Origin of the sequence: Actinomycetospora sp. CA-084318 (assembly GCF_050955885.1) — a bacterium.
In the GTDB taxonomy this organism is placed as follows: Bacteria; Actinomycetota; Actinomycetes; order Mycobacteriales; family Pseudonocardiaceae; genus Actinomycetospora.
This window is the reverse complement of sequence record NZ_CP192098.1, coordinates 5574074-5597559: the sequence shown is the minus strand read 5'-3', so window position 1 is coordinate 5597559 and position 23486 is coordinate 5574074. Positions and strand designations below refer to the sequence as shown.

General features: G+C 70.7%; 36 protein-coding genes. 35 read left to right on the top strand and 1 reads right to left on the bottom strand.

Going from position 1 to position 23486, the window contains the following annotated elements; all coding sequences use genetic code 11:
- Nucleotides 1–70 precede the first annotated feature (70 nt).
- The 27 genes from fusA to ACQPYX_RS27160 all read left to right on the top strand — a co-directional run bounded on the left by fusA (nt 71) and on the right by ACQPYX_RS27160 (nt 17520).
- On the top strand, nt 71–2173 hold the full coding sequence (gene fusA, locus ACQPYX_RS27290) for an elongation factor G (protein ID WP_230755978.1): 2103 nt from the start codon (nt 71–73) through the stop codon (nt 2171–2173).
- A 188-nt stretch (nt 2174–2361) separates the two neighbouring features.
- On the top strand, nt 2362–3555 hold the full coding sequence (gene tuf / locus ACQPYX_RS27285) for an elongation factor Tu (protein ID WP_230755976.1): 1194 nt from the start codon (nt 2362–2364) through the stop codon (nt 3553–3555).
- Between the two features lie 399 nt (nt 3556–3954).
- Entirely contained in the window at nt 3955–4260 is a 306-nt protein-coding gene (gene rpsJ, locus ACQPYX_RS27280; RefSeq protein ID WP_018177839.1) for a 30S ribosomal protein S10, read from the top strand.
- An 8-nt stretch (nt 4261–4268) separates the two neighbouring features.
- Entirely contained in the window at nt 4269–4949 is a 681-nt protein-coding gene (gene rplC / locus ACQPYX_RS27275; RefSeq protein ID WP_230755974.1) for a 50S ribosomal protein L3, read from the top strand.
- 176 nt (nt 4950–5125) lie between these two features.
- Nucleotides 5126–5809: a 50S ribosomal protein L4 gene (gene rplD, locus ACQPYX_RS27270; protein WP_433803813.1), complete on the top strand. Its 684-nt coding sequence runs from the start codon at nt 5126–5128 to the stop codon at nt 5807–5809.
- A complete protein-coding gene (gene rplW / locus ACQPYX_RS27265; RefSeq protein ID WP_433800427.1) occupies nt 5806–6105 on the top strand; it encodes a 50S ribosomal protein L23 in 300 nt (99 codons plus the stop codon). The genes rplD and rplW overlap by 4 nt, the downstream gene beginning before the upstream one ends.
- Nucleotides 6106–6119: 14 nt before the next feature.
- Nucleotides 6120–6959: a 50S ribosomal protein L2 gene (gene rplB / locus ACQPYX_RS27260; protein WP_230755970.1), complete on the top strand. Its 840-nt coding sequence runs from the start codon at nt 6120–6122 to the stop codon at nt 6957–6959.
- Between the two features lie 18 nt (nt 6960–6977).
- A complete protein-coding gene (rpsS, locus tag ACQPYX_RS27255) occupies nt 6978–7259 on the top strand; it encodes a 30S ribosomal protein S19 (RefSeq protein ID WP_018330910.1) in 282 nt (93 codons plus the stop codon).
- Nucleotides 7260–7308: 49 nt separating this feature from the next.
- Complete coding sequence (rplV, locus tag ACQPYX_RS27250) at nt 7309–7722, top strand: 50S ribosomal protein L22 (RefSeq protein ID WP_433800426.1); 414 nt, start codon at nt 7309–7311, stop codon at nt 7720–7722.
- On the top strand, nt 7722–8549 hold the full coding sequence (gene rpsC, locus ACQPYX_RS27245) for a 30S ribosomal protein S3 (protein ID WP_230755959.1): 828 nt from the start codon (nt 7722–7724) through the stop codon (nt 8547–8549). The genes rplV and rpsC overlap by 1 nt, the downstream gene beginning before the upstream one ends.
- Before the next feature lie 2 nt (nt 8550–8551).
- Nucleotides 8552–8968 carry a 50S ribosomal protein L16 gene (rplP, locus tag ACQPYX_RS27240; protein ID WP_230755957.1) on the top strand — a complete coding sequence of 139 codons (417 nt, stop codon included), beginning with the start codon at nt 8552–8554 and terminating at the stop codon, nt 8966–8968.
- Nucleotides 8968–9204 (top strand): 50S ribosomal protein L29, encoded by a 237-nt coding sequence (gene rpmC, locus ACQPYX_RS27235; RefSeq protein WP_230755955.1) that lies wholly within the window; start codon nt 8968–8970, stop codon nt 9202–9204. Before rplP ends, rpmC begins: the two co-directional genes overlap by 1 nt.
- On the top strand, nt 9201–9539 hold the full coding sequence (gene rpsQ, locus ACQPYX_RS27230) for a 30S ribosomal protein S17 (protein WP_305058992.1): 339 nt from the start codon (nt 9201–9203) through the stop codon (nt 9537–9539). The genes rpmC and rpsQ overlap by 4 nt, the downstream gene beginning before the upstream one ends.
- A gap of 67 nt (nt 9540–9606) precedes the next feature.
- Nucleotides 9607–9975: a 50S ribosomal protein L14 gene (rplN, locus tag ACQPYX_RS27225; RefSeq protein WP_018330916.1), complete on the top strand. Its 369-nt coding sequence runs from the start codon at nt 9607–9609 to the stop codon at nt 9973–9975.
- A 4-nt stretch (nt 9976–9979) separates the two neighbouring features.
- On the top strand, nt 9980–10303 hold the full coding sequence (rplX, locus tag ACQPYX_RS27220) for a 50S ribosomal protein L24 (RefSeq protein ID WP_230755948.1): 324 nt from the start codon (nt 9980–9982) through the stop codon (nt 10301–10303).
- Nucleotides 10300–10860, top strand: coding sequence for a 50S ribosomal protein L5 (gene rplE / locus ACQPYX_RS27215; protein WP_230755946.1), 561 nt, complete (start codon nt 10300–10302; stop codon nt 10858–10860). Before rplX ends, rplE begins: the two co-directional genes overlap by 4 nt.
- Before the next feature lie 2 nt (nt 10861–10862).
- Nucleotides 10863–11048 carry a type Z 30S ribosomal protein S14 gene (locus ACQPYX_RS27210; protein ID WP_018330919.1) on the top strand — a complete coding sequence of 62 codons (186 nt, stop codon included), beginning with the start codon at nt 10863–10865 and terminating at the stop codon, nt 11046–11048.
- 241 nt (nt 11049–11289) lie between these two features.
- Nucleotides 11290–11688: a 30S ribosomal protein S8 gene (rpsH, locus tag ACQPYX_RS27205; RefSeq protein ID WP_230755944.1), complete on the top strand. Its 399-nt coding sequence runs from the start codon at nt 11290–11292 to the stop codon at nt 11686–11688.
- A 19-nt stretch (nt 11689–11707) separates the two neighbouring features.
- Nucleotides 11708–12244: a 50S ribosomal protein L6 gene (gene rplF / locus ACQPYX_RS27200; RefSeq protein ID WP_230755942.1), complete on the top strand. Its 537-nt coding sequence runs from the start codon at nt 11708–11710 to the stop codon at nt 12242–12244.
- The gene (gene rplR, locus ACQPYX_RS27195) at nt 12244–12645 is read left to right on the top strand and encodes a 50S ribosomal protein L18 (RefSeq protein WP_230755939.1); all 402 of its coding nucleotides are present in this window, start codon (nt 12244–12246) and stop codon (nt 12643–12645) included. Before rplF ends, rplR begins: the two co-directional genes overlap by 1 nt.
- Nucleotides 12646–12685: 40 nt before the next feature.
- A complete protein-coding gene (rpsE, locus tag ACQPYX_RS27190; protein ID WP_018330924.1) occupies nt 12686–13288 on the top strand; it encodes a 30S ribosomal protein S5 in 603 nt (200 codons plus the stop codon).
- 3 nt (nt 13289–13291) lie between these two features.
- On the top strand, nt 13292–13471 hold the full coding sequence (gene rpmD, locus ACQPYX_RS27185) for a 50S ribosomal protein L30 (RefSeq protein WP_230755937.1): 180 nt from the start codon (nt 13292–13294) through the stop codon (nt 13469–13471).
- Between the two features lies 1 nt (nt 13472).
- Nucleotides 13473–13925 carry a 50S ribosomal protein L15 gene (gene rplO, locus ACQPYX_RS27180; protein WP_230755935.1) on the top strand — a complete coding sequence of 151 codons (453 nt, stop codon included), beginning with the start codon at nt 13473–13475 and terminating at the stop codon, nt 13923–13925.
- 202 nt (nt 13926–14127) lie between these two features.
- On the top strand, nt 14128–15447 hold the full coding sequence (gene secY / locus ACQPYX_RS27175) for a preprotein translocase subunit SecY (RefSeq protein WP_230755933.1): 1320 nt from the start codon (nt 14128–14130) through the stop codon (nt 15445–15447).
- A gap of 104 nt (nt 15448–15551) precedes the next feature.
- Nucleotides 15552–16109: an adenylate kinase gene (locus ACQPYX_RS27170; RefSeq protein WP_433800425.1), complete on the top strand. Its 558-nt coding sequence runs from the start codon at nt 15552–15554 to the stop codon at nt 16107–16109.
- Nucleotides 16110–16153: 44 nt separating this feature from the next.
- Complete coding sequence (gene map, locus ACQPYX_RS27165) at nt 16154–16996, top strand: type I methionyl aminopeptidase (protein WP_433800424.1); 843 nt, start codon at nt 16154–16156, stop codon at nt 16994–16996.
- 53 nt (nt 16997–17049) lie between these two features.
- A complete protein-coding gene (locus ACQPYX_RS27160) occupies nt 17050–17520 on the top strand; it encodes a DUF1707 SHOCT-like domain-containing protein (protein ID WP_433800423.1) in 471 nt (156 codons plus the stop codon).
- Nucleotides 17521–17538: 18 nt separating this feature from the next.
- Here ACQPYX_RS27160 and ACQPYX_RS27155 read toward each other — a convergent pair whose 3' ends face one another.
- Nucleotides 17539–18318 (bottom strand): 3-hydroxyacyl-CoA dehydrogenase, encoded by a 780-nt coding sequence (locus tag ACQPYX_RS27155; protein WP_433800422.1) that lies wholly within the window; start codon nt 18316–18318, stop codon nt 17539–17541.
- A gap of 321 nt (nt 18319–18639) precedes the next feature.
- Between ACQPYX_RS27155 and infA the strand changes: the two genes are divergently transcribed.
- The 8 genes from infA (at nt 18640) to truA (ending at nt 23481) form a co-directional block, all read left to right on the top strand.
- Nucleotides 18640–18861 carry a translation initiation factor IF-1 gene (infA, locus tag ACQPYX_RS27150; protein ID WP_018330933.1) on the top strand — a complete coding sequence of 74 codons (222 nt, stop codon included), beginning with the start codon at nt 18640–18642 and terminating at the stop codon, nt 18859–18861.
- Between the two features lie 21 nt (nt 18862–18882).
- Nucleotides 18883–18996: a 50S ribosomal protein L36 gene (gene rpmJ / locus ACQPYX_RS27145; protein ID WP_018330934.1), complete on the top strand. Its 114-nt coding sequence runs from the start codon at nt 18883–18885 to the stop codon at nt 18994–18996.
- 163 nt (nt 18997–19159) lie between these two features.
- Complete coding sequence (gene rpsM / locus ACQPYX_RS27140; RefSeq protein ID WP_018330935.1) at nt 19160–19540, top strand: 30S ribosomal protein S13; 381 nt, start codon at nt 19160–19162, stop codon at nt 19538–19540.
- 33 nt (nt 19541–19573) lie between these two features.
- Nucleotides 19574–19984 (top strand): 30S ribosomal protein S11, encoded by a 411-nt coding sequence (gene rpsK, locus ACQPYX_RS27135; protein ID WP_018330936.1) that lies wholly within the window; start codon nt 19574–19576, stop codon nt 19982–19984.
- A gap of 20 nt (nt 19985–20004) precedes the next feature.
- Nucleotides 20005–20610, top strand: coding sequence for a 30S ribosomal protein S4 (gene rpsD / locus ACQPYX_RS27130; protein ID WP_230755924.1), 606 nt, complete (start codon nt 20005–20007; stop codon nt 20608–20610).
- Between the two features lie 112 nt (nt 20611–20722).
- A complete protein-coding gene (locus ACQPYX_RS27125; protein WP_433800421.1) occupies nt 20723–21790 on the top strand; it encodes a DNA-directed RNA polymerase subunit alpha in 1068 nt (355 codons plus the stop codon).
- 84 nt (nt 21791–21874) lie between these two features.
- Nucleotides 21875–22576: a 50S ribosomal protein L17 gene (rplQ, locus tag ACQPYX_RS27120; RefSeq protein ID WP_433800420.1), complete on the top strand. Its 702-nt coding sequence runs from the start codon at nt 21875–21877 to the stop codon at nt 22574–22576.
- A gap of 83 nt (nt 22577–22659) precedes the next feature.
- Nucleotides 22660–23481, top strand: coding sequence for a tRNA pseudouridine(38-40) synthase TruA (truA, locus tag ACQPYX_RS27115; protein WP_433803812.1), 822 nt, complete (start codon nt 22660–22662; stop codon nt 23479–23481).
- The last annotated feature ends 5 nt before the right edge of the window (nt 23482–23486 follow it).

The window sequence follows — 23486 nt, the reverse complement described above, 5'->3', positions numbered from 1 at the left end:
GGCCGCCCGATGTCGCGCAGGTCCGCCGCGCCAGACCCGCGGCGACGATCCGACAAGGAAGAGGAATTCCGTGGCACGCGACGTGCTGACCGACCTGGGCAAGGTCCGCAACATCGGGATCATGGCCCACATCGACGCGGGCAAGACCACCACGACCGAGCGCATCCTGTACTACACCGGCATCAACTACAAGATCGGTGAGGTCCACGACGGCGCGGCCACGATGGACTGGATGGAGGAGGAGCAGAAGCGCGGCATCACGATCACGTCGGCCGCGACGACGACCTTCTGGAAAGACCACCAGATCAACATCATCGACACCCCCGGCCACGTCGACTTCACGATCGAGGTCGAGCGCAACCTGCGCGTCCTCGACGGTGCGGTCGCCGTGTTCGACGGCAAGGAGGGTGTCGAGCCCCAGTCGGAGACGGTGTGGCGCCAGGCCGACACCTACGACGTCCCGCGCATCTGCTTCGTCAACAAGATGGACAAGCTCGGCGCGGACTTCTACTTCACCGTGCAGACCATCAAGGACCGGCTGCACGCGAAGCCGCTCGTCCTGCAGCTGCCGATGGGGGTCGAGTCCGACTTCTACGGCGTGATCGACCTGGTCCGCATGCGCGCCCTCACCTGGCGCGGTGAGGTCTCCAAGGGCGAGGACTACACGGTCGAGGAGATCCCGGCCGAGTACGCCGAGAAGGCGGCCGAGTACCGCGAGGCCCTCATGGAGGCCATCGCCGAGAACGACGAGTCGCTCATGGAGCGCTACTTCGCCGGCGAGGAGATCTCCGTCGAGGACATCGAGCACGGCATCCGCGCCGTGACGGTGACCAGCGAGTACAACCCGGTGCTCTGCGGGACGGCGTACAAGAACAAGGGCGTGCAACCCATGCTCGACGCCGTCATCGCCTACCTGCCGGCGCCGGTCGACGTGAAGCCGGTCGAGGGGACGCTGCTCGACGGCGAGACCCCGGTCGTGCGCCACGCGACGACCGAGGAGCCCTTCGCGGCGCTCGCGTTCAAGATCATGAGCCACCCGTTCTACGGGAAGCTCACCTACATCCGCGTCTACTCGGGCAAGATCGCCTCGGGCGCGCAGATGATCAACTCGACGAAGGACCGTAAGGAGCGCATCGGGAAGGTCTTCCAGATGCACTCCAACAAGGAGAACCCGGTCGACGAGGCCATGGCCGGGCACATCTACGCGGTCGTCGGGCTCAAGGACACCACGACGGGTGACACGCTCTGCGACCCGCAGAACCCGGTCATCCTCGAGTCGATGGTGTTCCCGACCCCGGTCATCGAGGTCGCGATCGAGCCGAAGTCGAAGGCCGACCAGGAGAAGCTCTCCACCGCCATCCAGCGGCTCACCGACGAGGACCCGACCTTCCAGGTCGCCCGCGACGAGGAGACCGGCCAGACCATCATCAAGGGGATGGGCGAGCTCCACCTCGAGGTGCTGGTCAACCGGATGAAGTCCGACTTCAAGGTCGAGGCCAACATCGGCAAGCCGCAGGTGGCCTACCGGGAGACCATCCGCCGCCCGGTGGAGAAGTACGAGTACACGCACAAGAAGCAGACCGGCGGCTCCGGCCAGTTCGCGCGCGTCATCATCGCGCTCGAGCCGATGGAGAAGTCCGAGGACGGCGCGCTCTACGAGTTCGTCAACAAGGTCACCGGTGGTCGCGTCCCGCGCGAGTACATCCCGTCGGTCGACGCCGGCGCCCAGGACGCCATGCAGTACGGCGTGCTGGCCGGCTACCCGATGACGGGCCTGCGCCTGACGCTGCTCGACGGTCAGTACCACGAGGTCGACTCGTCGGAGATGGCGTTCAAGGTCGCCGGCTCGATGGCGCTCAAGGAGGCGGCCCGCAAGGCGGACCCGGCCATCCTCGAGCCCCTGATGGCCGTCGAGGTGTCGACGCCCGAGGACTACATGGGCGACGTCATCGGCGACCTGAACTCCCGCCGTGGCCAGATCCAGGCCATGGAGGAGCGCAGCGGCAACCGGATCGTCAAGGCCGTGGTGCCGCTCTCGGAGATGTTCGGCTACGTCGGTGACCTGCGGTCGAAGACCCAGGGCCGGGCGAACTACTCCATGCAGTTCGACTCGTACGGCGAGGTCCCGGCCAGCGTGGCCAAGGAGATCATCGCCAAGGCGACCGGCGAGTGACCCCGGCCGTGCCCCGTCGTCCCGGACCGGGACGACGGGGCGCGGTGAGGCGGGGGATCCGTCCCCGTTAGCCTCGTGGAGTCACCTCGGGTCCTCCGCCCGGCGTCAGCCCACCCAGAGGACCGCACGACCGACGTACCGCCGAGCCCGGCGACGACAGACCCAGAAAGTCCAGGAGGACGAGAGCAGTGGCGAAGGCCAAGTTCGAGCGGACCAAGCCGCACGTCAACATCGGCACCATCGGTCACATCGACCACGGCAAGACGACGCTGACGGCCGCGATCACCAAGGTCCTGCACGACAAGTACCCGGACCTCAACCAGGCGTCCGCGTTCGACCAGATCGACAAGGCGCCGGAAGAGCGTCAGCGCGGCATCACGATCTCGATCGCGCACGTCGAGTACCAGACCGAGAACCGGCACTACGCGCACGTCGACTGCCCCGGGCACGCCGACTACGTGAAGAACATGATCACCGGTGCCGCGCAGATGGACGGCGCGATCCTCGTGGTCGCCGCCACCGACGGCCCCATGCCGCAGACCCGCGAGCACGTGCTGCTCGCGCGCCAGGTCGGCGTGCCCTACATCGTCGTGGCGCTGAACAAGGCCGACATGGTCGACGACGAGGAGATCATGGAGCTCGTCGAGATGGAGGTCCGTGAGCTGCTCAGCTCGCAGGACTTCCCCGGCGACGACCTCCCCGTGGTCCGCGTCTCGGCCCTGAAGGCCCTCGAGGGCGACGCCGAGTGGGCCGACGCCATCGTCAGCCTGATGAACGCCGTCGACGAGGCCATCCCCTCGCCGGAGCGCGACACCGAGAAGCCGTTCCTCATGCCCGTCGAGGACGTCTTCACGATCACCGGCCGCGGCACCGTCGTCACCGGTCGCGTCGAGCGCGGCATCGTCAAGGTGAACGAGGAGGTGGAGATCGTCGGCATCAAGGCCAAGTCGACGAAGACCACCGCCACCGGCATCGAGATGTTCCGCAAGCTCCTCGACGAGGGGCGCGCCGGCGACAACGTCGGCCTGCTCGTCCGCGGCATCAAGCGCGAGGACGTCGAGCGCGGCATGGTCATCTGCAAGCCGGGCTCGATCACCCCGCACACCGAGTTCGACGGCCAGGTCTACATCCTGGGCAAGGACGAGGGCGGCCGGCACACGCCGTTCTTCAACAACTACCGCCCGCAGTTCTACTTCCGGACCACGGACGTCACCGGTGTCGTGACGCTGCCGGAGGGCACCGAGATGGTCATGCCCGGTGACAACACCGAGATGTCCGTCCAGCTGATCCAGCCCATCGCCATGGAGGAGGGCCTCCAGTTCGCCATCCGCGAGGGTGGCCGGACCGTGGGCGCGGGCCAGGTCACGAAGATCCACAAGTAGGACCCTCACCCCGGTGTCGGGGCGCCCACGGGCGCGTGCGACACTGGTGGGGTTGCTTGCCCGGGCGGTCGGCTCAATCGGTATCGAGCCGACCGCCCCGGCGTGAGCGGGGTCCGTCGAGGACCCGGGCACGAACCGGACGTCACCCCAGGGCGTCGTCCACCGTGCCGTGCGAGCCCCGGGAGGGGCGACCGCGGGACGGACACACCATGAACAGCGAGGGTCAGCGCACAGCGAGGGCCTGAGGCCGCGGAGCGACGAGCGTCCGGGGCGCACCGGCCGGAGGCGTCGACACGCCCGACCGCGTGGACCGGAGGTCCGCGGGGTCGCCGCGCGGGACGACCGCCGCGGGGCCGGTGCGGCATCGTTCGAGGACGAGAAGAGGAACGGCAAGCCACCATGGCGGGACAGAAGATCCGCATCAGGCTCAAGGCCTACGACCACGAGGCCATCGATGCGTCGGCTCGCAAGATCGTCGAGACCGTGACGCGCACCGGTGCCTCCGTCGTCGGCCCGGTGCCGCTGCCGACGGAGAAGAACGTGTACTGCGTCATCCGCTCGCCGCACAAGTACAAGGACTCGCGCGAGCACTTCGAGATGCGCACGCACAAGCGACTGATCGACATCGTCGACCCGACGCCCAAGACGGTGGACGCGCTCATGCGCATCGACCTGCCGGCCAGCGTCGACGTCAACATCCAGTGAGGCCCGGCATGTCTGCAGATCCTCTCCGCAGCAACGAGCGGCGCCTGAGCGGCGTGCTCGGCACCAAGGTCGGCATGACCCAGGTGTTCGACGAGGCGAACCGCGTCGTCCCCGTCACCGTCGTGAAGGCGGGCCCCTGCGTCGTCACGCAGGTGCGGACCCCTTCCGTGGACGGCTACAACGCGGTCCAGATCGCCTTCGGCGCCATCGACCCCCGCAAGGTGAACAAGCCGGAGGCCGGCCACTTCGCCAAGGCAGGCGTGACGCCCCGGCGCCACCTCGTCGAGCTCCGCACCTCGGACGCCTCGTCCTACGAGGTCGGCCAGGAGGTCACCGCCGAGGTGTTCTCCGCCGGTGCCGTCATCGACGTCACGGCGAACAGCAAGGGCAAGGGCACCGCGGGTGTCATGAAGCGCCACGGCTTCCACGGCCTCGGCGCCAGCCACGGCACCCAGCGCAAGCACCGCTCGCCCGGCTCCATCGGTGGCTGCGCCACCCCGGCCCGTGTCTTCAAGGGCACGCGCATGGCCGGCCGGATGGGCAACGTCAAGACCACGACGCAGAACCTGACCGTCCACGGCGTGGACGCCGACGCGGGCCTGCTGCTGATCCGCGGCGCCGTCCCCGGCCCGCGCGGCGGCCTGGTCCTCGTCACCTCTGCTGCCAAGAAGGGCGGTGACCAGCAGTGACGACGCCTGACGGCCACACCCCGGGCGTGAGCGACACCGAGGGCCCCGACGCGGGCGAGTCGGTCGACGCCGGCACCTCGTCGGCGACCGAGGCCGCGACCTCGACGCTGGCGGTCGCCCGCCGCCGCGGGTTCTCCGCCGGCGACGCCCGCCGCTCCGCGCGCCGCGAGGCGCAGCTGAGCGCCGCGACCGGCGAGACCCGCACGGTCACCGTCCACACGCCCACGGGCGGCACGGACGGCACCGCGGAGCTCCCCGGCGACCTCTTCGACGCGCCCGCGAACACCGCGCTGATGCACCAGGTGGTCACCGCGCAGCTCGCCGCGGCCCGCCAGGGCACGCACGACACGAAGACCCGCGGCGAGGTCCGGGGCGGCGGCAAGAAGCCGTACCGCCAGAAGGGCACCGGCCGCGCCCGCCAGGGTTCGACCCGCGCCCCGCAGTTCACCGGCGGTGGCACCGTGCACGGGCCGACGCCGCGGGACTACTCGCAGCGGACCCCGAAGAAGATGAAGGCCGCCGCCCTCCGGGGTGCGCTGTCCGACCGGGCCCGCCACGAGCGGATCCACGTCTTCTCCGCGCTCGTCGACGGCGCCACGCCCTCGACCAAGGGCGCCCGGACGGCCCTCGCCGGCGTCATCACGGCGGACCGGGAGCACCGCACGGTGCTGGCGGTCGTGGCCCGGGACGACGAGGCCGGTCGCCGCAGCGTCGCGAACCTGCCGGCCGTGCACCTGCTGACGCCGGACCAGCTGAACACCTACGACGTGCTCCGCGCGGACGACGTGGTCTTCACGTCGGCGGCGCTGGACGCGTTCGTGAGCGCCCGCACCGCGCGCGCCGAGGAGGTCGACCAGTGATCGCGGACCCGCGCGACATCATCATCGCGCCGGTGATCTCGGAGAAGAGCTACGGCCTTCTCGAGGAGCGCCAGTACACGTTCCTGGTGCGCCCGGACGCGAACAAGACCCAGATCAAGATCGCCGTGCAGGAGATCTTCGACGTGACGGTGGCGAGCGTGAACACGCTCAACCGTGAGGGGAAGCGCAAGCGTTCCCGCACCGGCTACGGCAAGCGCAAGGACACCAAGCGCGCCGTCGTCACCGTGACGCCCGAGAGCCGGACGATCGACGTCTTCGGCGGGCCCGGGGCCTAGGGGAGTCAGCAACCATGGGAATTCGCAGGTACAAGCCGACGACCGCCGGGCGGCGTGGCGCGAGCGTCTCGGACTTCGCCGAGATCACGCGTGACCACCCGGAGAAGTCGCTCATCCGCCCGCTGCACAACAAGGGCGGCCGCAACGCCACCGGCCGGATCACCACCCGGCACCAGGGTGGCGGCCACAAGCGGGCCTACCGGCTGATCGACTTCCGCCGCAACGACAAGGACGGCGTGCCGGCCAAGGTCGCGCACATCGAGTACGACCCGAACCGCAGCGCCCGCATCGCCCTGCTGCACTACGCCGACGGCGAGAAGCGCTACATCATCGCGCCGGAGCGTCTCGGCCAGGGCGACGCGGTGGAGAGCGGCGTCCGCGCCGACATCAAGCCGGGCAACAACCTCCCGCTGCGCAACATCCCGACCGGCACCGTGGTGCACGCGATCGAGCTCCGCCCCGGTGGCGGCGCCAAGATCGCGCGCTCCGCCGGCGCCCGGGTGCAGCTGGTGGCCAAGGACGGGCCGTACGCCCAGCTCCGGATGCCGTCCGGCGAGATCCGCAACGTCGACGTGCGCTGCCGCGCGACGATCGGCGAGGTCGGCAACTCCGACCACTCGAACATCAACTGGGGCAAGGCGGGCCGCAACCGCTGGCGCGGCAAGCGCCCGACGGTGCGCGGTGTCGCGATGAACCCCGTCGACCACCCGCACGGTGGTGGTGAGGGCAAGACGTCCGGTGGCCGCCACCCGGTGAACCCGGCGGGTACCCCGGAGGGCCGCACCCGCGGCCGCAAGGAGAGCGACCGCATGATCGTGCGCCGCCGGCGTACCGGCAAGAACAAGAAGCGATAGAGCAGGAGGGAGACAGCGATGCCACGCAGTGTCAAGAAGGGGCCGTTCGTCGACGACCACCTGCTCAAGAAGATCGACGCGCTGAACGACTCGAACCGCAAGTCGGTCATCAAGACCTGGTCGCGCCGCTCGACGATCATCCCGGACATGCTCGGCCACACGCTGGCCGTGCACGACGGGCGCAAGCACGTCCCGGTCTTCGTCTCGGAGGCCATGGTCGGGCACAAGCTCGGCGAGTTCGCCCCGACCCGCACGTTCCGCGGGCACGTCAAGGAGGACCGTCGGTCGCGTCGCCGCTAGGCACGCACCCGCCGGTCACGACCCGCGAAACCAGGAAGGTAGACGAACGATGTCTGCACCAGCCGACACCGACACGACGCCCCGGGGCGCCGTGGCTCGGGCGCGCTACGTGCGCATGTCGCCGATGAAGGTCCGCCGTGTCGTGGACCTGGTCCGCGGCATGCCCGTGGACCGGGCCGCCTCGGTGCTGCAGTTCGCCGAGCAGGCCGCCGCCAAGCCGGTGGCCAAGCTCGTGGCGAGCGCGGTGGCCAACGCCGAGAACAACTTCGCGCTGGACCCCGCCACGCTCGTGATCTCGACGATCACCGTGGACGAGGGCCCGACCATGAAGCGGTTCCAGCCCCGGGCGCAGGGGCGTGCGTACCGCATCCGCAAGCGCACCAGCCACATCACCGTCGAGGTCACCTCGGTGACCGAGGCGGACAAGGGTGGTCGCCGGCGCTCGAAGGGAAGGACCCGCTGATGGGTCAGAAGATCAACCCGCACGGGTTCCGTCTGGGCATCACCACGGACTGGAAGTCCCGGTGGTACGCCGACAAGCAGTACGCCGACTACGTGGCCGAGGACGTCAAGATCCGCCGCATGCTCTCCAAGGGCATGGAGCGGGCCGGCATCTCCAAGGTCGAGATCGAGCGCACCCGGGACCGGGTCCGCGTCGACATCCACACCGCCCGTCCGGGCATCGTCATCGGCCGCCGCGGCGCCGAGGCGGACCGGCTGCGCGGCAACCTCGAGAAGCTGACCGGCAAGCAGGTCCAGCTGAACATCCTCGAGGTCAAGGGCGCGGAGGCGGACGCGCAGCTCGTGGCGCAGGGCGTCGCCGAGCAGCTGTCCAACCGCGTCTCGTTCCGCCGCGCGATGCGCAAGGCCATGCAGTCGGCCATGCGTTCGCCGGGCGTCAAGGGCATCCGGGTGCAGTGCTCCGGCCGTCTCGGTGGTGCCGAGATGTCGCGCTCGGAGTTCTACCGCGAGGGCCGGGTGCCGCTGCACACGCTGCGCGCCGAGATCGACTACGGCCTGTTCGAGGCCCGGACCAACTTCGGCCGCATCGGCGTGAAGGTCTGGATCTACAAGGGCGACGTCGTCGGCGGCAAGCGCGAGGCCGAGCGCCAGGCGGCGCTCGACGCCGCGACCCGCGAGCCGCGCCGCGGCAACCGCGGGGGCGGCAACGACCGCCCGCGTGGCCGGCGCTCCGGCGCCTCCGGCACGACCGGCTCGGGCACCGAGGCCGGGCGCGCCGCCGCCGAGCAGGCCGCGAACGCGCCCGCGACCACCGGATCGGAGGCCTGACCATGCTGATGCCCCGCCGGGTCAAGTTCCGCAAGCAGCACCGGCCGGACCGGTCCGGTGCCGCCAAGGGCGGCACGCAGATGTCGTTCGGCGACTACGGCATCCAGGCGCTCGAGCACGGCTACGTGACGAACCGCCAGATCGAGTCGGCCCGTATCGCCATCACCCGCCACATCCGTCGTGGCGGCAAGGTCTGGATCAACATCTTCCCGGACCGTCCGCTCACCAAGAAGCCCGCCGAGACCCGCATGGGTTCCGGCAAGGGCTCGCCGGAGAAGTGGATCGCGAACGTGAAGCCGGGCCGGGTCATGTTCGAGATGAGCTACCCCAACGAGGCCACCGCCCGTGAGGCACTGCGTCGCGCGCAGCACAAGCTGCCGATGCGCTGCCGCATCGTCACCCGCGAGGAGGCGTTCTGATGGCAGCGGGAACCCCCGCCAGCGAGCTGCGCGAGCTGTCCGCCGAGGACCTCGTCGCGCGTGCCCGTGAGGCCAAGGCCGAGCTGTTCAACCTCCGGTTCCAGATGGCGACCGGGCAGCTCGACAACAACCGCCGGCTGCGGACCGTCCGCCACGACATCGCGCGCATCTACACGGTGATGCGCGAGCGTGAGCTCGGACTGTCCGCGGCCCCTGACGAGGAAGGGGCGGCATGACCAGCGCCGCTGACAGCGAGCAGGTGCGCAGCGAGGTCAAGGCCGACGCCCCTGCCGAGCAGAAGCCGGGCGAGCGGAACGACGAGCGCGGCCTGCGCAAGACCCGTGAGGGCCTCGTCGTCTCGGACAAGATGTCCAAGACGATCGTCGTGAGCCTCGAGGACCGGGTGAAGCACCCGCGCTACTCGAAGGTCATCCGCCGGACCAAGAAGGTCAAGGCGCACGACGAGCACAACACCGCCGGCCCGGGCGACCGCGTCCTGCTGATGGAGACGCGGCCGCTCTCGGCGACGAAGCGCTGGCGCCTGGTCGAGATCCTCGAGAAGGCCAAGTAATACCCCTCGCCGAGGGCCACGTCGAAACCATCCGGCGCTCGCCGCCGGGAAGGTCAGGAGAGAAGCAGTGATCCAGCAGGAGTCGCGACTCCGGGTCGCCGACAACACGGGTGCCAGGGAAATCCTGTGCATCCGTGTGCTCGGTGGCTCGTCCCGCCGTTACGCGGGCATCGGCGACGTCATCGTGGCCACCGTCAAGGAGGCCATCCCGGCGTCCGGCGTGAAGCGCGGCGACGTCGTCAAGGCCGTCGTGGTGCGCACCGTCAAGGAGAAGCGCCGCCCGGACGGTTCGTACATCAAGTTCGACGAGAACGCCGCGGTGATCATCAAGAACGACCGCGAGCCGCGCGGGACCCGCATCTTCGGCCCGGTCGGCCGTGAGCTCCGCGACAAGCGGTTCATGCGGATCATCTCGCTCGCGCCGGAGGTGCTGTAGCCAGATGAAGGTCAAGAAGGGCGACACGGTCCTCGTCATCGCCGGCAAGGACAAGGGCGCGAAGGGCAAGGTCATCCAGGCCTACCCCGACCGCGACAAGGTCCTCGTCGAGGGCGTCGGCCGGGTCAAGAAGCACACCGCCCAGTCCGCCAACCAGCGGGGCGCGCAGTCCGGCGGGATCGTCACGCAGGAGGCCGCCATCCACGTCTCGAACGTGATGGTCGTCGACTCGGACGGCAAGCCGACCCGCGTCGGCTACCGCGACGGCGGCGAGGGCGAGCAGAAGCGCGTGCGCGTCTCGCGCCGCAACGGGAAGGACATCTCGTGACCAGCACCGAGGCCCGTCCCCGGCTGCAGCAGCGGTACCGGGACGCGATCCGTCAGGAGCTGACGGACCAGTTCCACTACGAGAACCCGATGCTCGTGCCCGGCGTCGTCAAGGTCGTCGTGAACATGGGCGTCGGCGAGGCCGCGCGCGACTCGAAGCTGATGGAGGGCGCGGTCCGCGACCTCACCCTCATCGCCGGCCAGAAGCCGGAGATCCGCCGGGCGCGCAAGTCCATCGCGCAGTTCAAGCTGCGCGAGGGCATGCCGATCGGTGCGCGCACCACGCTGCGCGGGGCGCGGATGTGGGAGTTCCTCGACCGCCTGGTCTCGATCAGCCTGCCGCGTATCCGCGACTTCCGTGGGCTCTCGCCGAAGCAGTTCGACGGCGCGGGCAACTACACGTTCGGTCTGTCGGACCAGACGATGTTCCACGAGATCGACCAGGACTCGATCGACCGGCCGCGGGGGATGGACATCACCGTGGTCACCTCCGCGACCACCGACGAGGAAGGCCGGGCCCTGCTGCGCGCCCTCGGCTTCCCGTTCAGGGAGAACTGAGCATGGCGAAGAAGGCACTGGTCAACAAGGCCGCCGCGACCCCGAAGTTCAAGGTCCGCGGCTACACCCGCTGCAACCGCTGCGGGCGCGCGCGTGCGGTGCTCCGCAAGTTCGGGCTCTGCCGCGTCTGCCTGCGCGAGATGGCGCACCGGGGCGAGCTCCCGGGCGTCAGCAAGTCCTCGTGGTGAGCGCGCCCGACACGGCCGAGACCGTGACCGAGGAGGAGCTGCCGGGTCGTCCGATCGACCCGCAGCTGCTCGAGCTCATCCAGCGCGTCGCCCACCGGGAGCACCTGCTCGGACAGGACTCCCAGGGCACGACGCACCCCTCTGTTTCTCTGACCCGCCCCGGACGCCGCAGGCCCGCCACGAGGTCGTCCGTCCGCCGGACGACCCGGGGTACCACGGCGAGGAAGGTGACCTGGTCGCGATGACGATGACCGACCCCATCGCGGACATGCTCACGCGCATCCGCAACGCCAACTCGGCGTTCCACGAGAGCGTGACCATGCCGCACAGCAAGCTGAAGGCCCACGTGGCCCAGGTCCTGCTCGAGCAGGGCTACATCGCGGGATACCGCGACGAGCCGGCGGCCGTCGGCAAGTCCCTGGTCATCGACCTGAAGTACGGGCCGAACCGTGAGCGCAGCATCGCCGGCCTCAAGCGCATCTCGAAGCCGGGCCTGCGCATCTACGCGAAGTCGACCGAGCTGCCGCGCGTGCTCGGCGGCCTCGGCGTCGCGATCATCTCGACGTCCTCGGGGCTGCTGACCGACCGTCAGGCCCACCAGCGACGGATGGGCGGGGAAGTCCTCGCCTTCGTCTGGTAGCGGAGAGGGGAACCGAACCATGTCTCGCATCGGTAGGGCCCCGATCACCGTGCCGTCCGGCGTGGACGTCGCGGTCGAGGGCCAGAACGTCACGGTGAAGGGGCCCAAGGGCACCCTGAGCCACACGGTCGACCGTCCGATCTCGGTGCAGCTCGAGGACGGCGTGCTGTCGGTCTCGCGCCCGAACGACGAGCGGGAGAACCGCGCGCTGCACGGGCTCTCGCGCTCGCTGCTGAACAACCTCGTCCTGGGCGTGACCCAGGGCTACGAGCGCAAGCTCGAGATCCACGGCGTCGGCTACCGCGTGCAGCTCAAGGGCTCGACCCTCGAGTTCGCGCTCGGCTACAGCCACCCGGTCCGGATCGAGGCGCCCGAGGGCATCACGTTCGCGGTCGAGAACCCGACCCGCTTCTCGGTGCAGGGCATCGACAAGCAGGTCGTGGGCCAGGTGGCCGCGAACATCCGGCGGCTGCGCAAGCCCGACCCGTACAAGGGCAAGGGCGTCCGGTACGCCGGCGAGCAGATCCGCCGCAAGGTCGGGAAGACGGGTAAGTGATGGCTGAAGCGACCACCCAGAAGCGCACCACGGTCGGCAAGAGCGTCTCGCAGACCCGCCGCGCCGGCCTCGTCCGTCGGCACGCCCGCCTCCGCAAGAAGGTCGAGGGCACGCCGGAGCGTCCGCGCCTCGTCGTCACCCGGTCCTCGCGGCACATCACCGCGCAGGTCATCGACGACCTGGCCGGGCACACGCTGGCCCACGCCTCCAGCATGGAGGCCGACGTCCGCGGGCTGGAGGGCGACAAGAAGGCGCAGGCCGCGAAGGTCGGCGAGCTCGTCGCCTCCCGCTCCAAGTCCGCCGGCATCGACGCGGTCGTGTTCGACCGCGGCGGGCGCCGGTACCACGGCCGCATCGCGCAGCTCGCGGACGCGGCCCGCGAGGGGGGCCTGACGTTCTGATGGCCAGCCTCGTCACGTACACGCAAGGGAAGGACGCCTGATGCCGGGCACTCAGCGCCGCGAGGGCGGCGGCCAGGGCGGGCGCGACCGCGACCGTCAGGGCGGCGGCCGCGGCGGCGCCCAGGACAGGACGCCGCACCTCGAGCGCGTCGTCGCCATCAACCGCGTGGCCAAGGTCGTCAAGGGCGGCCGCCGCTTCAGCTTCACCGCGCTCGTCATCGTCGGCAACGGCGACGGCGAGGTCGGGGTGGGCTACGGCAAGGCCAAGGAGGTGCCGGCCGCGATCGCCAAGGGCGTGGAGGAGGCGAAGAAGAACTTCTTCCGCGTCCCGCGCATCGGCGGCACCATCACGCACCCGGTGCAGGGTGAGGACGCCGCCGGCGTCGTGCTCCTGCGCCCCGCGAGCCCCGGTACCGGTGTCATCGCCGGTGGCCCGGTGCGCGCGGTCCTGGAGTGCGCAGGGATCCAGGACATCCTGTCCAAGTCCCTGGGCAGCCAGAACGCCATCAACATCGTGCACGCCACGGTGGCGGCCCTGAAGGCGCTGCAGGTCCCCGAGGCCGTCGCGGCCCGCCGGGGTCTGCCGCTCGACGAGGTCGCGCCGGCGCGGATGCTGCGCCAGCGCGCCGGTCAGGGGGTCTGACCCATGGCCGACCTCAAGGTCACGCAGATCAAGTCCGTGATCGGGGGCAAGCGCAACCAGCGCGAGACCCTGCGCACGCTGGGCCTGCGCCGGATCGGCGCGACGGTCACGCGGCCGGACGACCCGCAGAACCGCGGGCTGATCCACACCGTGCGGCACCTCGTCACGGTCGAGGAGGTCTGACATGAGCGAGTCCCCGCTCAAGCTCCACCACCTCCGTCCCGCTCCCGGGAGCAGGACGGAGAAGACCCGCGTCGGTCGCGGTGAGGCCTCGAAGGGCAAGACGGCCGGTCGCGGTACGAAGGGCACGGGCGCCCGCAAGAACGTGCCCGCGCGCTTCGAGGGCGGCCAGATGCCGCTCCAGATGCGCCTGCCGAAGCTCAAGGGCTTCCGCAACCGCAACAAGGTCGTGGCGCAGGTCGTCAACATCGGCGACCTCGCGCGGCTGTTCCCGAACGGCGGCGAGGTCGGCCCGGCCGAGCTCGTGGCCGCCGGCGCCGTCCGCGCCGGGCACCCGGTGAAGGTGCTCGGGGAGGGCGACCTCGGCTCGGTGACGCTGCAGGTGAGCGCGCACGCGTTCTCCGGCGCCGCCAGCGAGAAGATCGGTGCCGCGGGCGGGACGACCACCGTCCTGTAGTCCGCACGCCACCGCGCCACCGGGCCCGGAGGAGCTCCCTCGGAGCACCTCCGGGCCCGTTCTCGTCTGCTGTTACGCTCGCCTGCAGGCCGATCCGCGTCTCGTCGGACCGCCCCGCACCACGTCGGGGCGTCGGCCGTGCCGGCCGGGACACCCGGTAGCGCGGCGGGGCCGGACATCGACGAACCAGCTGGAGGTCCGAGTGCTCGGCCCCGTGCGGTCCGCGCTGGCGACGCCGGACCTGCGCAAGAAGATCCTCTTCACGCTCGGCATCGTGGCCGTGTACCGGTTGGGTGCCACCCTCCCGGCGCCCGGTGTCTCGTACACGAACGTGCAGGCCTGTCTGCGCCAGGTCGAGGGCGGCGACTCGCAGAGCGTCTACGCCCTGATCAACCTGTTCTCCGGCGGGGCGCTGCTCCAGCTGTCGATCTTCGCGCTGGGCATCATGCCCTACATCACCGCGAGCATCATCGTGCAGCTGCTCACCGTGGTCATCCCGCGGTTCGAGCAGCTGAAGAAGGAGGGGCAGTCCGGCCAGGGCACCCTCACGCAGTACACGCGGTACCTGACGATCGCACTGGCGATCCTGCAGTCCACCGGCATCGTCGCGCTGGCCGACCGGGGGCAGCTGTTCCAGAACTGCGACCCGAGCCAGTTCCCGATCCTGCCGAACGCGGGCATCTTCGACCTCGCGGTCATCGTGCTGGTCATGACGGCCGGCACCGCGGTCATCATGTGGTTCGGCGAGCTGGTCACCGAGCGCGGCGTCGGCAACGGCATGTCGCTGCTCATCTTCTGCTCGATCGCGGCCCGCATCCCGGCCGAGGGCCAGCAGATCCTCTCCAGCTCCGGCGGCCTCGTCTTCGCCGTCGTCTGCCTCTTCGGCCTCGCCATCATCGCGAGCGTCGTGTTCGTCGAGCAGGGTCAGCGGCGGATCCCCGTGCAGTACGCCAAGCGCATGGTCGGGCGGCGCATGTACGGCGGGACGTCGACCTACCTGCCGCTCAAGGTCAACCAGGCCGGTGTCATCCCGGTCATCTTCGGCTCGTCGCTGCTCTACCTGCCCGACCTGCTGTCGCGGCTCGTGGGCAACTCGACGTCCGGCTTCGCGGTGTTCGTGCAGAACTACCTCGCGAACCAGTCGAACCCGGTCCACATCGTCCTGTACTTCGCGCTGATCATCTTCTTCACGTACTTCTACGTGGCCATCACGTTCAACCCGGAGGAACGGGCGGACGAGATGAAGAAGTTCGGCGGGTTCATCCCCGGCATCCGTCCGGGCCGGCCGACCGCGGAGTACCTGCAGTACGTGCTGTCGCGCATCACCTTGCCGGGATCGATCTACCTGGGCATCATCGCTGTCCTCCCGAACTTCTTCCTGGGCATCACGGGCCAGGGTCAGAACCAGAACTTCCCCTTCGGCGGGACCGCGGTGCTGATCATGGTCGGTGTCGGCCTGGACACGGTGAAGCAGATCGAGAGCCAGCTGATGCAGCGCAACTACGAGGGCTTCCTGCGCTGACGACCGGGTACGGTCCCGCCCCCTCGACGGGGAGCGCCCCAGGCGCCCTCCGGGCAGGATGGGTCGGTGGCCGACGTGGGTCGGCGCAGGAGAGGAGAGTGGACATGAGGATCGTTCTGGTGGGACCGCCCGGGGCCGGGAAGGGCACGCAGGCGGCGCGGTTGTCGGAGCGGCTCGCCGCCCCGCACATCTCCACCGGCGATCTCTTCCGCGAGAACATGAAGAACGAGACCGAGCTCGGCAAGGAGGCCCAGCGCTACGTCGACGCGGGCGACCTGGTGCCGGACGCGGTCACCGTCGCGATGGTCAAGGACCGCCTGGCGCAGTCCGACGCCGCCGAGGGCTTCCTGCTCGACGGCTTCCCGCGGAACACCTCGCAGGCCGACGAGCTGAACACCGTGCTCTCCGACCTCGACCAGCGCCTGGACGCCGTCCTCCTGTTCGAGGTCGACGACGAGGAGCTCATCCAGCGCCTCACCGCGCGCGGCCGGTCGGACGACACCGAGGAGGTCATCCGCAACCGGCAGGAGGTCTACCGCCGGGAGACCGCCCCGCTGATCGAGTACTACCGCGACATCCTCGTCAAGGTCGACGCCATGGGCAGCATGGACGAGGTCACCGACCGCGCCATGGACGCGCTGGCCGACGAGCCGGAGGACTGAGCCGCGTGGGCGCCGGCGGTCTCTCCGGAGGACGTCTCGCGGAGGTGACCGCCGGTCTCGGTCGGGTCGCCGGACGGTTGTCCGGCGGCCGCTTCGGGACGGACGTCCAGCTCAAGACCCGCGGCGAGATCGAGGCCATGCGGGCGGCCGGCCTGGTCGTGGCCGCGACGCTCGAGCGGGTCGGCGCGGCGGCGGCCGTCGGGGTCTCCACCCGGGAGCTCGACGAGCTCGCCGAGACGACGATCCGCGAGGCCGGGGCGGTGCCCTCCTTCCTGGGCTACCACGGCTTCCCGGGCAGCATCTGCGCGTCGGTGAACGCGGAGGTCGTGCACGGCATCCCGGCCGCCACGACCGTGCTGGCGGACGGCGACCTGCTCTCGGTCGACTGCGGGGCGATCCTCGACGGCTGGCACGGCGACGCCGCGGTGACGCTGCACGTCGGCACGGTGCGTCCGGGCGACGAGGCGCTGTCCGCCGCCTGCCGGGCCGCGATGTGGGCCGGGATCGCCGAGGTCCGTCCGGGCAACCGGCTCGGGGACGTCTCGCACGCCGTCGAGAGCGAGGTGACCCGCCACCGGACGCCGGACGGCGGGTCCTTCGGCATCGTCGCCGACTACGGCGGGCACGGGATCGGCACCGAGATGCACATGGAGCCGTTCCTGCCCAACGTCGGGCGGGCCGGGACCGGCCTGCGGCTGCGCGAGGGCATGGTCCTCGCCGTCGAGCCGATGCTCACCGCCGGCGACCCGGAGACCGACGAGCTCGACGACGAGTGGACCGTGGTCACCGTCGACGGCGGGCGGGCCGCGCACTGGGAGCACACGGTGGCCGTCACCGACGAGGGTCCCCGGGTGCTCACCGCGCCGCTCTCCGATTCGGATAGCTGAACTCTCCGCTATCTGGGTACTCTGCCTCCACGGGACGAGCCGGGGAGGCCGGGATGGCGGAGCAGGGTGCAGTGCGGGTGTCGGACGCCGAGCGCGAGGACGTCGCGCGGCGGCTCCTCGCGGCGCACGGCGAGGGGCGGCTGACGCTCGTCGAGTACGACGAGCGCGTGGGCGCGGCGCACGCGGCGGTGGTGCGCGACGACCTGACGCCCCTGCTGGCGGACCTGCCGGCGGGTCCGGTCGGTCAGGTGATGGACCGCGGGACGACGACGCGACCCGCACCGACCCGACGTCGGGAAGGATTCCCCCTGGTCCCGTCGGGGCTCCCGGCGCCGTGCGGGTCCGGTCGGGGCGCGGTGGCCGCGTGGGCGACGGTGAGCCTGGTCAACGTGGTGATCTGGCTGGCCGTGTCGCTCGGGACGGCGGCCGTGATGTACCCGTGGTGGATCTGGGTCGCGGGCCCGTGGGGCCTGGCGTTGGCGCTCGGCGGCGTCGGCCGGGCGGTGGCCCGCCCCCGCGTGTGAGGGCGGGCCGGGCCGGGACTACTTCGGGGCCATGCGGATGGCGCCGTCGAGCCGGATCGTCTCGCCGTTGAGCATCGGGTTCTCGACGATGTGCGCGGCGAGGGCCGCGTACTCGGTCGGGTCGCCGAGGCGGGAGGGGTGCGGGACCTGCGCGCCGAGGGAGTCGATGTGCTCCTGCGGCAGCGTCGCGAACAGCGGGGTGTGGAACAGGCCCGGGGCGATCGTGCAGACCCGGATGCCGATCGAGGCGAGGTCCCGCGCGATCGGCAGGGTCATGCCGACGATGCCGCCCTTGGAGGCCGAGTAGGCGGCCTGCCCGATCTGGCCGTCGAACGCGGCGACCGAGGCGGTGTTGACGATGACGCCGCGGTCGCCGGTGTCCACGCCCGGGTCGGAGAGGGCGGAGTTCTCGCTCATGGCCTGCGCGGCGAGCCGGATGACGTTGAACGTGCCGACCAGGTTGACGTTCAGCACCCGGGTGAAGTCCTCGAGCGGGAACGGCCCCTTGCGGCCCGCGGTGCGGTGCGCGCTGCCGATCCCCGCGCAGTTGATCGCCACGCGCAGCGTGCCGAGACCGGCCGCGGCGTCGATCGCCTGGCCGACCTGTTCGGGGTCGGTCACGTCGGCGGGGGAGAACACCACCCGCTCGCCCAGCTCCTTCGCCACCTCGGCCCCCGCCGACGACGGCAGGTCCACGATCACCACCGACGCGCCCTGCGCGTGCAGCTTCTCCACGGTCGCCCGGCCCAGGCCGGAGGCCCCGCCGGTCACCAGTGCGACGACACCGTCGACGTCCACGTGCTCCTCCTCGATTGCTCGGTGGTCGACATCGTGGCGCCGCGAGGAGAAACGGTCAATGCTGACTCCTTGACAGCGGGCGCACCCGCCGTCCGGGTCGCCGACACGCCCCGCGTACACTGAGGAGCTGGTGCGCGTGTCGTGCCGAGTTCCCGCGCGTGCCCCCGAGGCCTCGTGGGGCCGGGACCTCGCCGCGTACCCGATCCGCCGCGCACCCGCGCGGTGGTGGCACGGCGGGACGACGAAGCCGCCGCGGTGAGTGCGTTCCCCGGACCAGACCGGGGCACGCGGGATCCACGGCGGCGCGAGAGTGCGGAGGACATGGCGAAGAAGGACGGCGCCATCGAGGTCGAGGGCCGGGTCGTCGAGCCCCTGCCCAACGCGATGTTCAGGGTCGAGCTCGAGAACGGGCACAAGGTCCTGGCCCACATCAGCGGCAAGATGCGGCAGCACTACATCCGAATCCTCCCCGAGGACAAGGTCGTGGTCGAGCTCTCGCCGTACGACCTGTCGCGCGGCCGCATCGTCTACCGCTACAAGTAACCAGGCAGCGAGGACGAGATCGTGAAGGTCCAGCCGAGCGTCAAGCGAATCTGCGCGAAGTGCCAGGTGGTCCGCCGTCACGGGCGGGTCATGGTCATCTGCGACAACCTGCGGCACAAGCAGCGTCAGGGCTGACGCCCCCACACCCGGGGCCTCCCGGGTGAGCACACCCCCGTACCTACGCCGGCACAGACCCGGCGGAACCACCCCCGGCGGGAGGCCGGGGCCCGGCGACAGCGGTCGTCGGGACGGACGGGGTCCGACACCTCCCTGACATGACACGAGGAGTACGCGCCACATGGCACGCATTTCCGGCGTCGACCTCCCCCGCGAGAAGCGGATGGAGATCGCGCTGACCTACATCTTCGGGATCGGCCGCAGCCGGTCCAAGGAGATCCTCCGCGAGACGGGCATCGACCCGGACCTGCGGAGCAAGGACCTGAGCGACTCGGACGCCGCGGCGATCCGCGCGTTCATCGAGCAGAACCTCCGGGTCGAGGGTGACCTGCGTCGTGAGGTCCAGGCGGACATCCGGCGCAAGGTCGAGATCGGCAGCTACCAGGGCCTGCGTCACCGGCGCAACCTCCCGGTCCACGGCCAGCGGACGAAGACCAACGCCCGCTCGCGCAAGGGCCCGAAGAAGACCGTCGCCGGCAAGAAGAAGGCCACCCGCAAGTAAGCGGGGCCCGATCACCTCACCAGGAGCTTTCGTATGCCACCCAGGACTCGTGCCGGCGCCGCGGGCGCCAAGAAGGTGCGCCGCCGGGAGAAGAAGAACATCTCCCAGGGCCAGGCCCACATCAAGAGCACGTTCAACAACACCATCGTCTCGATCACCGACCCGACCGGTGCGGTGATCGCGTGGGCCTCCGCCGGCCACGTCGGCTTCAAGGGCTCGCGCAAGTCGACGCCGTTCGCCGCCCAGATGGCCGCCGAGAACGCGGCCCGCAAGGCGGCCGAGCACGGCATGAAGAAGGTCGACGTCTTCGTCAAGGGCCCGGGGTCCGGTCGTGAGACCGCGATCCGTTCGCTGCAGGCCGCGGGCCTCGAGGTCGGGACCATCTCCGACGTCACCCCGCAGCCGCACAACGGCTGCCGCCCGCCCAAGCGGCGCCGGGTCTAGGGCGAGAGGAGAGAAGAGAGATGGCTCGCTACACCGGTCCCGTCACCCGCAAGTCCCGTCGCCTCAAGGTCGACCTGGTCGGCGGCGACAAGTCCTTCGAGCGCCGTCCGTACCCCCCGGGGCAGCACGGTCGGATCCGCATCAAGGAATCCGAGTACCTCATGCAGATCCAGGAGAAGCAGAAGGTCCGCTTCACCTACGGGGTCCTCGAGAAGCAGATGCGCAAGTACTACGAGGAGGCGAACCGTCGCGAGGGCAAGACCGGCGACGAGTTCCTGCGCCTGCTCGAGTCGCGCCTCGACTCGGTGGTCTACCGCGCCGGCCTGGCCCGCACCCGCCGTGCGGCCCGCCAGCTCGTCGGGCACGGCCACTTCCTGGTCAACGGCCAGAAGGTCGACGTCCCCAGCTTCCGGGTGACGCAGTACGACATCATCGACGTCCGCGACAAGTCGCGGAACATGCTGCCCTTCGTGGACGCGAAGGAGTCGTTCGGTGACCGCCCGGTCCCCGGCTGGCTGCAGGTCGTCCCGGAGACGCTGCGCATCTTCGTCCACCAGCTGCCCGAGCGGTCGCAGATCGACACGCCCGTCTCCGAGCAGCTGATCGTCGAGTTCTACTCGAAGTAGCTACCCACGGGGGGCTCCGCTCCCCGTGAACCCCCCGGCCCGGGCGTCACCCGGGTCGGTGCCGTTCGGCATCAAATAGCGGATGCCCGAGCATCGGAAGGAAAGACCTCAAGTGCTGATCTCCCAGCGCCCGGCCCTCTCGGAGGAGCCGGTCGACGAGACCCGGTCGCGGTTCGTCATCGAGCCGCTCGAGCCGGGCTTCGGCTACACCCTCGGCAACTCGCTGCGGCGGACCCTGCTGTCGTCCATCCCGGGCGCGGCCGTGACCTCCATCCGGGTCGACGGGGTCCTCCACGAGTTCACCACCGTCCCGGGGGTGAAGGAGGACGTCACCGACATCATCCTGAACCTCAAGGAGCTCGTCGTGAGCTCCGAGGAGGACGAGCCGGCGACGATGTACCTGCGCAAGCAGGGCCCGGGCACGGTCACCGCGGGGGACATCGTCCCGCCCGCCGGTGTCACCGTGCACAACCCGGACCTCCACATCGCGACCCTGAACGACCAGGGCCGCCTCGAGGTCGAGCTGGTGGTGGAGCGTGGCCGCGGCTACGTCCCCGCCGCCCAGAACAAGGCCTCCGGCGCCGAGATCGGCCGCATCCCGGTCGACTCGATCTACTCGCCGGTGCTCAAGGTCAGCTACAAGGTCGAGGCGACCCGCGTCGAGCAGCGCACCGACTTCGACAAGCTGATCCTCGACGTCGAGACCAAGCCCTCGATCACCCCGCGCGACGCCATCGCGTCCGCCGGCCGCACGCTCGTCGAGCTGTTCGGTCTGGCCCGCGAGCTCAACGTCGACGCGGAGGGCATCGAGATCGGGCCCTCGCCCGCCGAGGCCGACTCGATCGCGGCGTTCGCGATGCCGATCGAGGACCTCGACCTCACGGTCCGGTCCTACAACTGCCTCAAGCGGGAGGGCATCCACACGGTCGGCGAGCTCGTCGGCCGGTCGGAGGCCGACCTGCTGGACATCCGCAACTTCGGTGCGAAGTCCATCGACGAGGTCAAGATGAAGCTGGCCGGCCTCGGGCTGGCCCTGAAGGACAGCCCGCCCGGGTTCGACCCGAGCGCGGCCGCGTCCGACTACCCGTCGGAGGGGTACGACTCCTACGGCGAGGGCGGCGGGTACGGGTCGTTCGGCAACGACGACGGCCAGGACTACGCCGAGACCGAGCAGCTCTAGGTCCCCGAGAGCTCTGACGTACTGCCCCCTCCCCGGTCCGCTCGCGGGCCGGGGAGGAAAGGCGCCTGAGACAGGAGCACGACAATGCCCCAGCCCACCAAGGGCCCCCGCCTCGGCGGTTCCCCCGCGCACCAGAAGCTGCTGCTGGCCAACCTGGCCACGTCGCTCTTCACGCACGGCCGGATCCACACCACGCGCGCCAAGGCCGAGCGCCTGCGCCCGTACGCCGAGCGCCTGATCACGAAGGCGAAGAAGGGCGACCTGCACAACCGTCGCGAGATCTCCCAGCAGATCCGCGACAAGGACGTCGTGCACCGCCTGATGGCCGAGATCGGCCCGTTCTTCGCCGACCGGCCGGGGGGCTACACCCGCATCATCAAGACGCTGCCCCGCAAGGGCGACAACGCGCCGATGGCGATCATCGAGCTGGTCAACGAGAAGCTGGCCTCGACCGAGGCGTCGGCGGCCACCCGCTCGGCGGCCTCGCGGCAGACCGAGGTCGGTGGTGCGGCCACCGGTGCGGCGGCCACCGCGGCGACGATCGCCGCCGCGGAGTCCGACGACACCACGGCCGACGGTGCGGCGGCCGAGGAGGCCGTCGGGACCGACGCCGACACCCCCGTGCTGGAGTCGGAGGCGACCACGGCCGAGGCCGAGGCGTCCGACGACACCACCACGGAGGCCTCCGACACCGAGGCCACCGAGGGCGACGACGTGCCGGAGCCGATGGCGGACAACGCCGCCGAGGCCGCCGGTCTGTCGACCGACAAGAAGGACGAGTCCTGACCGGACCCGCTCCCGAGCACGACCACCCCGGGCCCGCCGTCGACCACGACGGCGGGCCCGGGGCGTCTCCGGCCCCGGTCCGGCTGCGGCTCGACCTCGCCTACGACGGCACCGGGTTCGCCGGCTGGGCCCGGCAGCCGGACCTGCGCACCGTGCAGGGCGTGCTCGAGGAGACCCTGACGACCCTCGCGCGGAAGCCGGTCGCGCTGACCGTCGCCGGCCGCACCGACGCCGGCGTGCACGCCGACGCCCAGGTCGTCCACACCGACGTGACCCCCGGCAACGCGCTGCTCGACGAGGACGGCACGGTCCCCGGCGGGCTCGTGCGCCGGCTCGCCCGCATGCTGCCGCCCGACGTGCGCGTGCACCGTGCGGCACCCGCCCCGGCCGGGTTCGACGCCCGCTTCTCCGCCGTCCGGCGCCACTACGCCTACCGCGTCTGCACCGCGCCCTCCGGCCCGGAACCGCTGCGCGCCCGCGACACCCTGCGCTGGTCCCGGCCGCTCGACGTCGACGCGATGGCGGAGGCGGGCCGGTCGCTGCTCGGCGAGCACGACTTCGCGGCCTTCTGCCGGCCGCGCGCGGGCGCCACTACGATCCGCGAACTGCAGCACCTGAGCTGGCACCCGTCGCCGGACGAGCGGGACGTCGTCGAGGTCCGGCTCTCGGCGGACGCGTTCTGCCACTCGATGGTGCGCTCGCTGGTCGGTGCGCTGCTCGCGGTCGGGGAGGGCCGGCGACCCGTCGACTGGCCGGGATCGCTGCTCACCGCGGGTCGGCGGTCCTCGGAGATCCACGTCGTCGCCGCGCACGGACTGCGGCTCGTCGGAGTCGACTATCCCGACGACGGGTCGCTCGCGGAGCGCGCCGCCGTCACCCGCGCGGTCCGCACCCTGGACCGCTGAGGCCG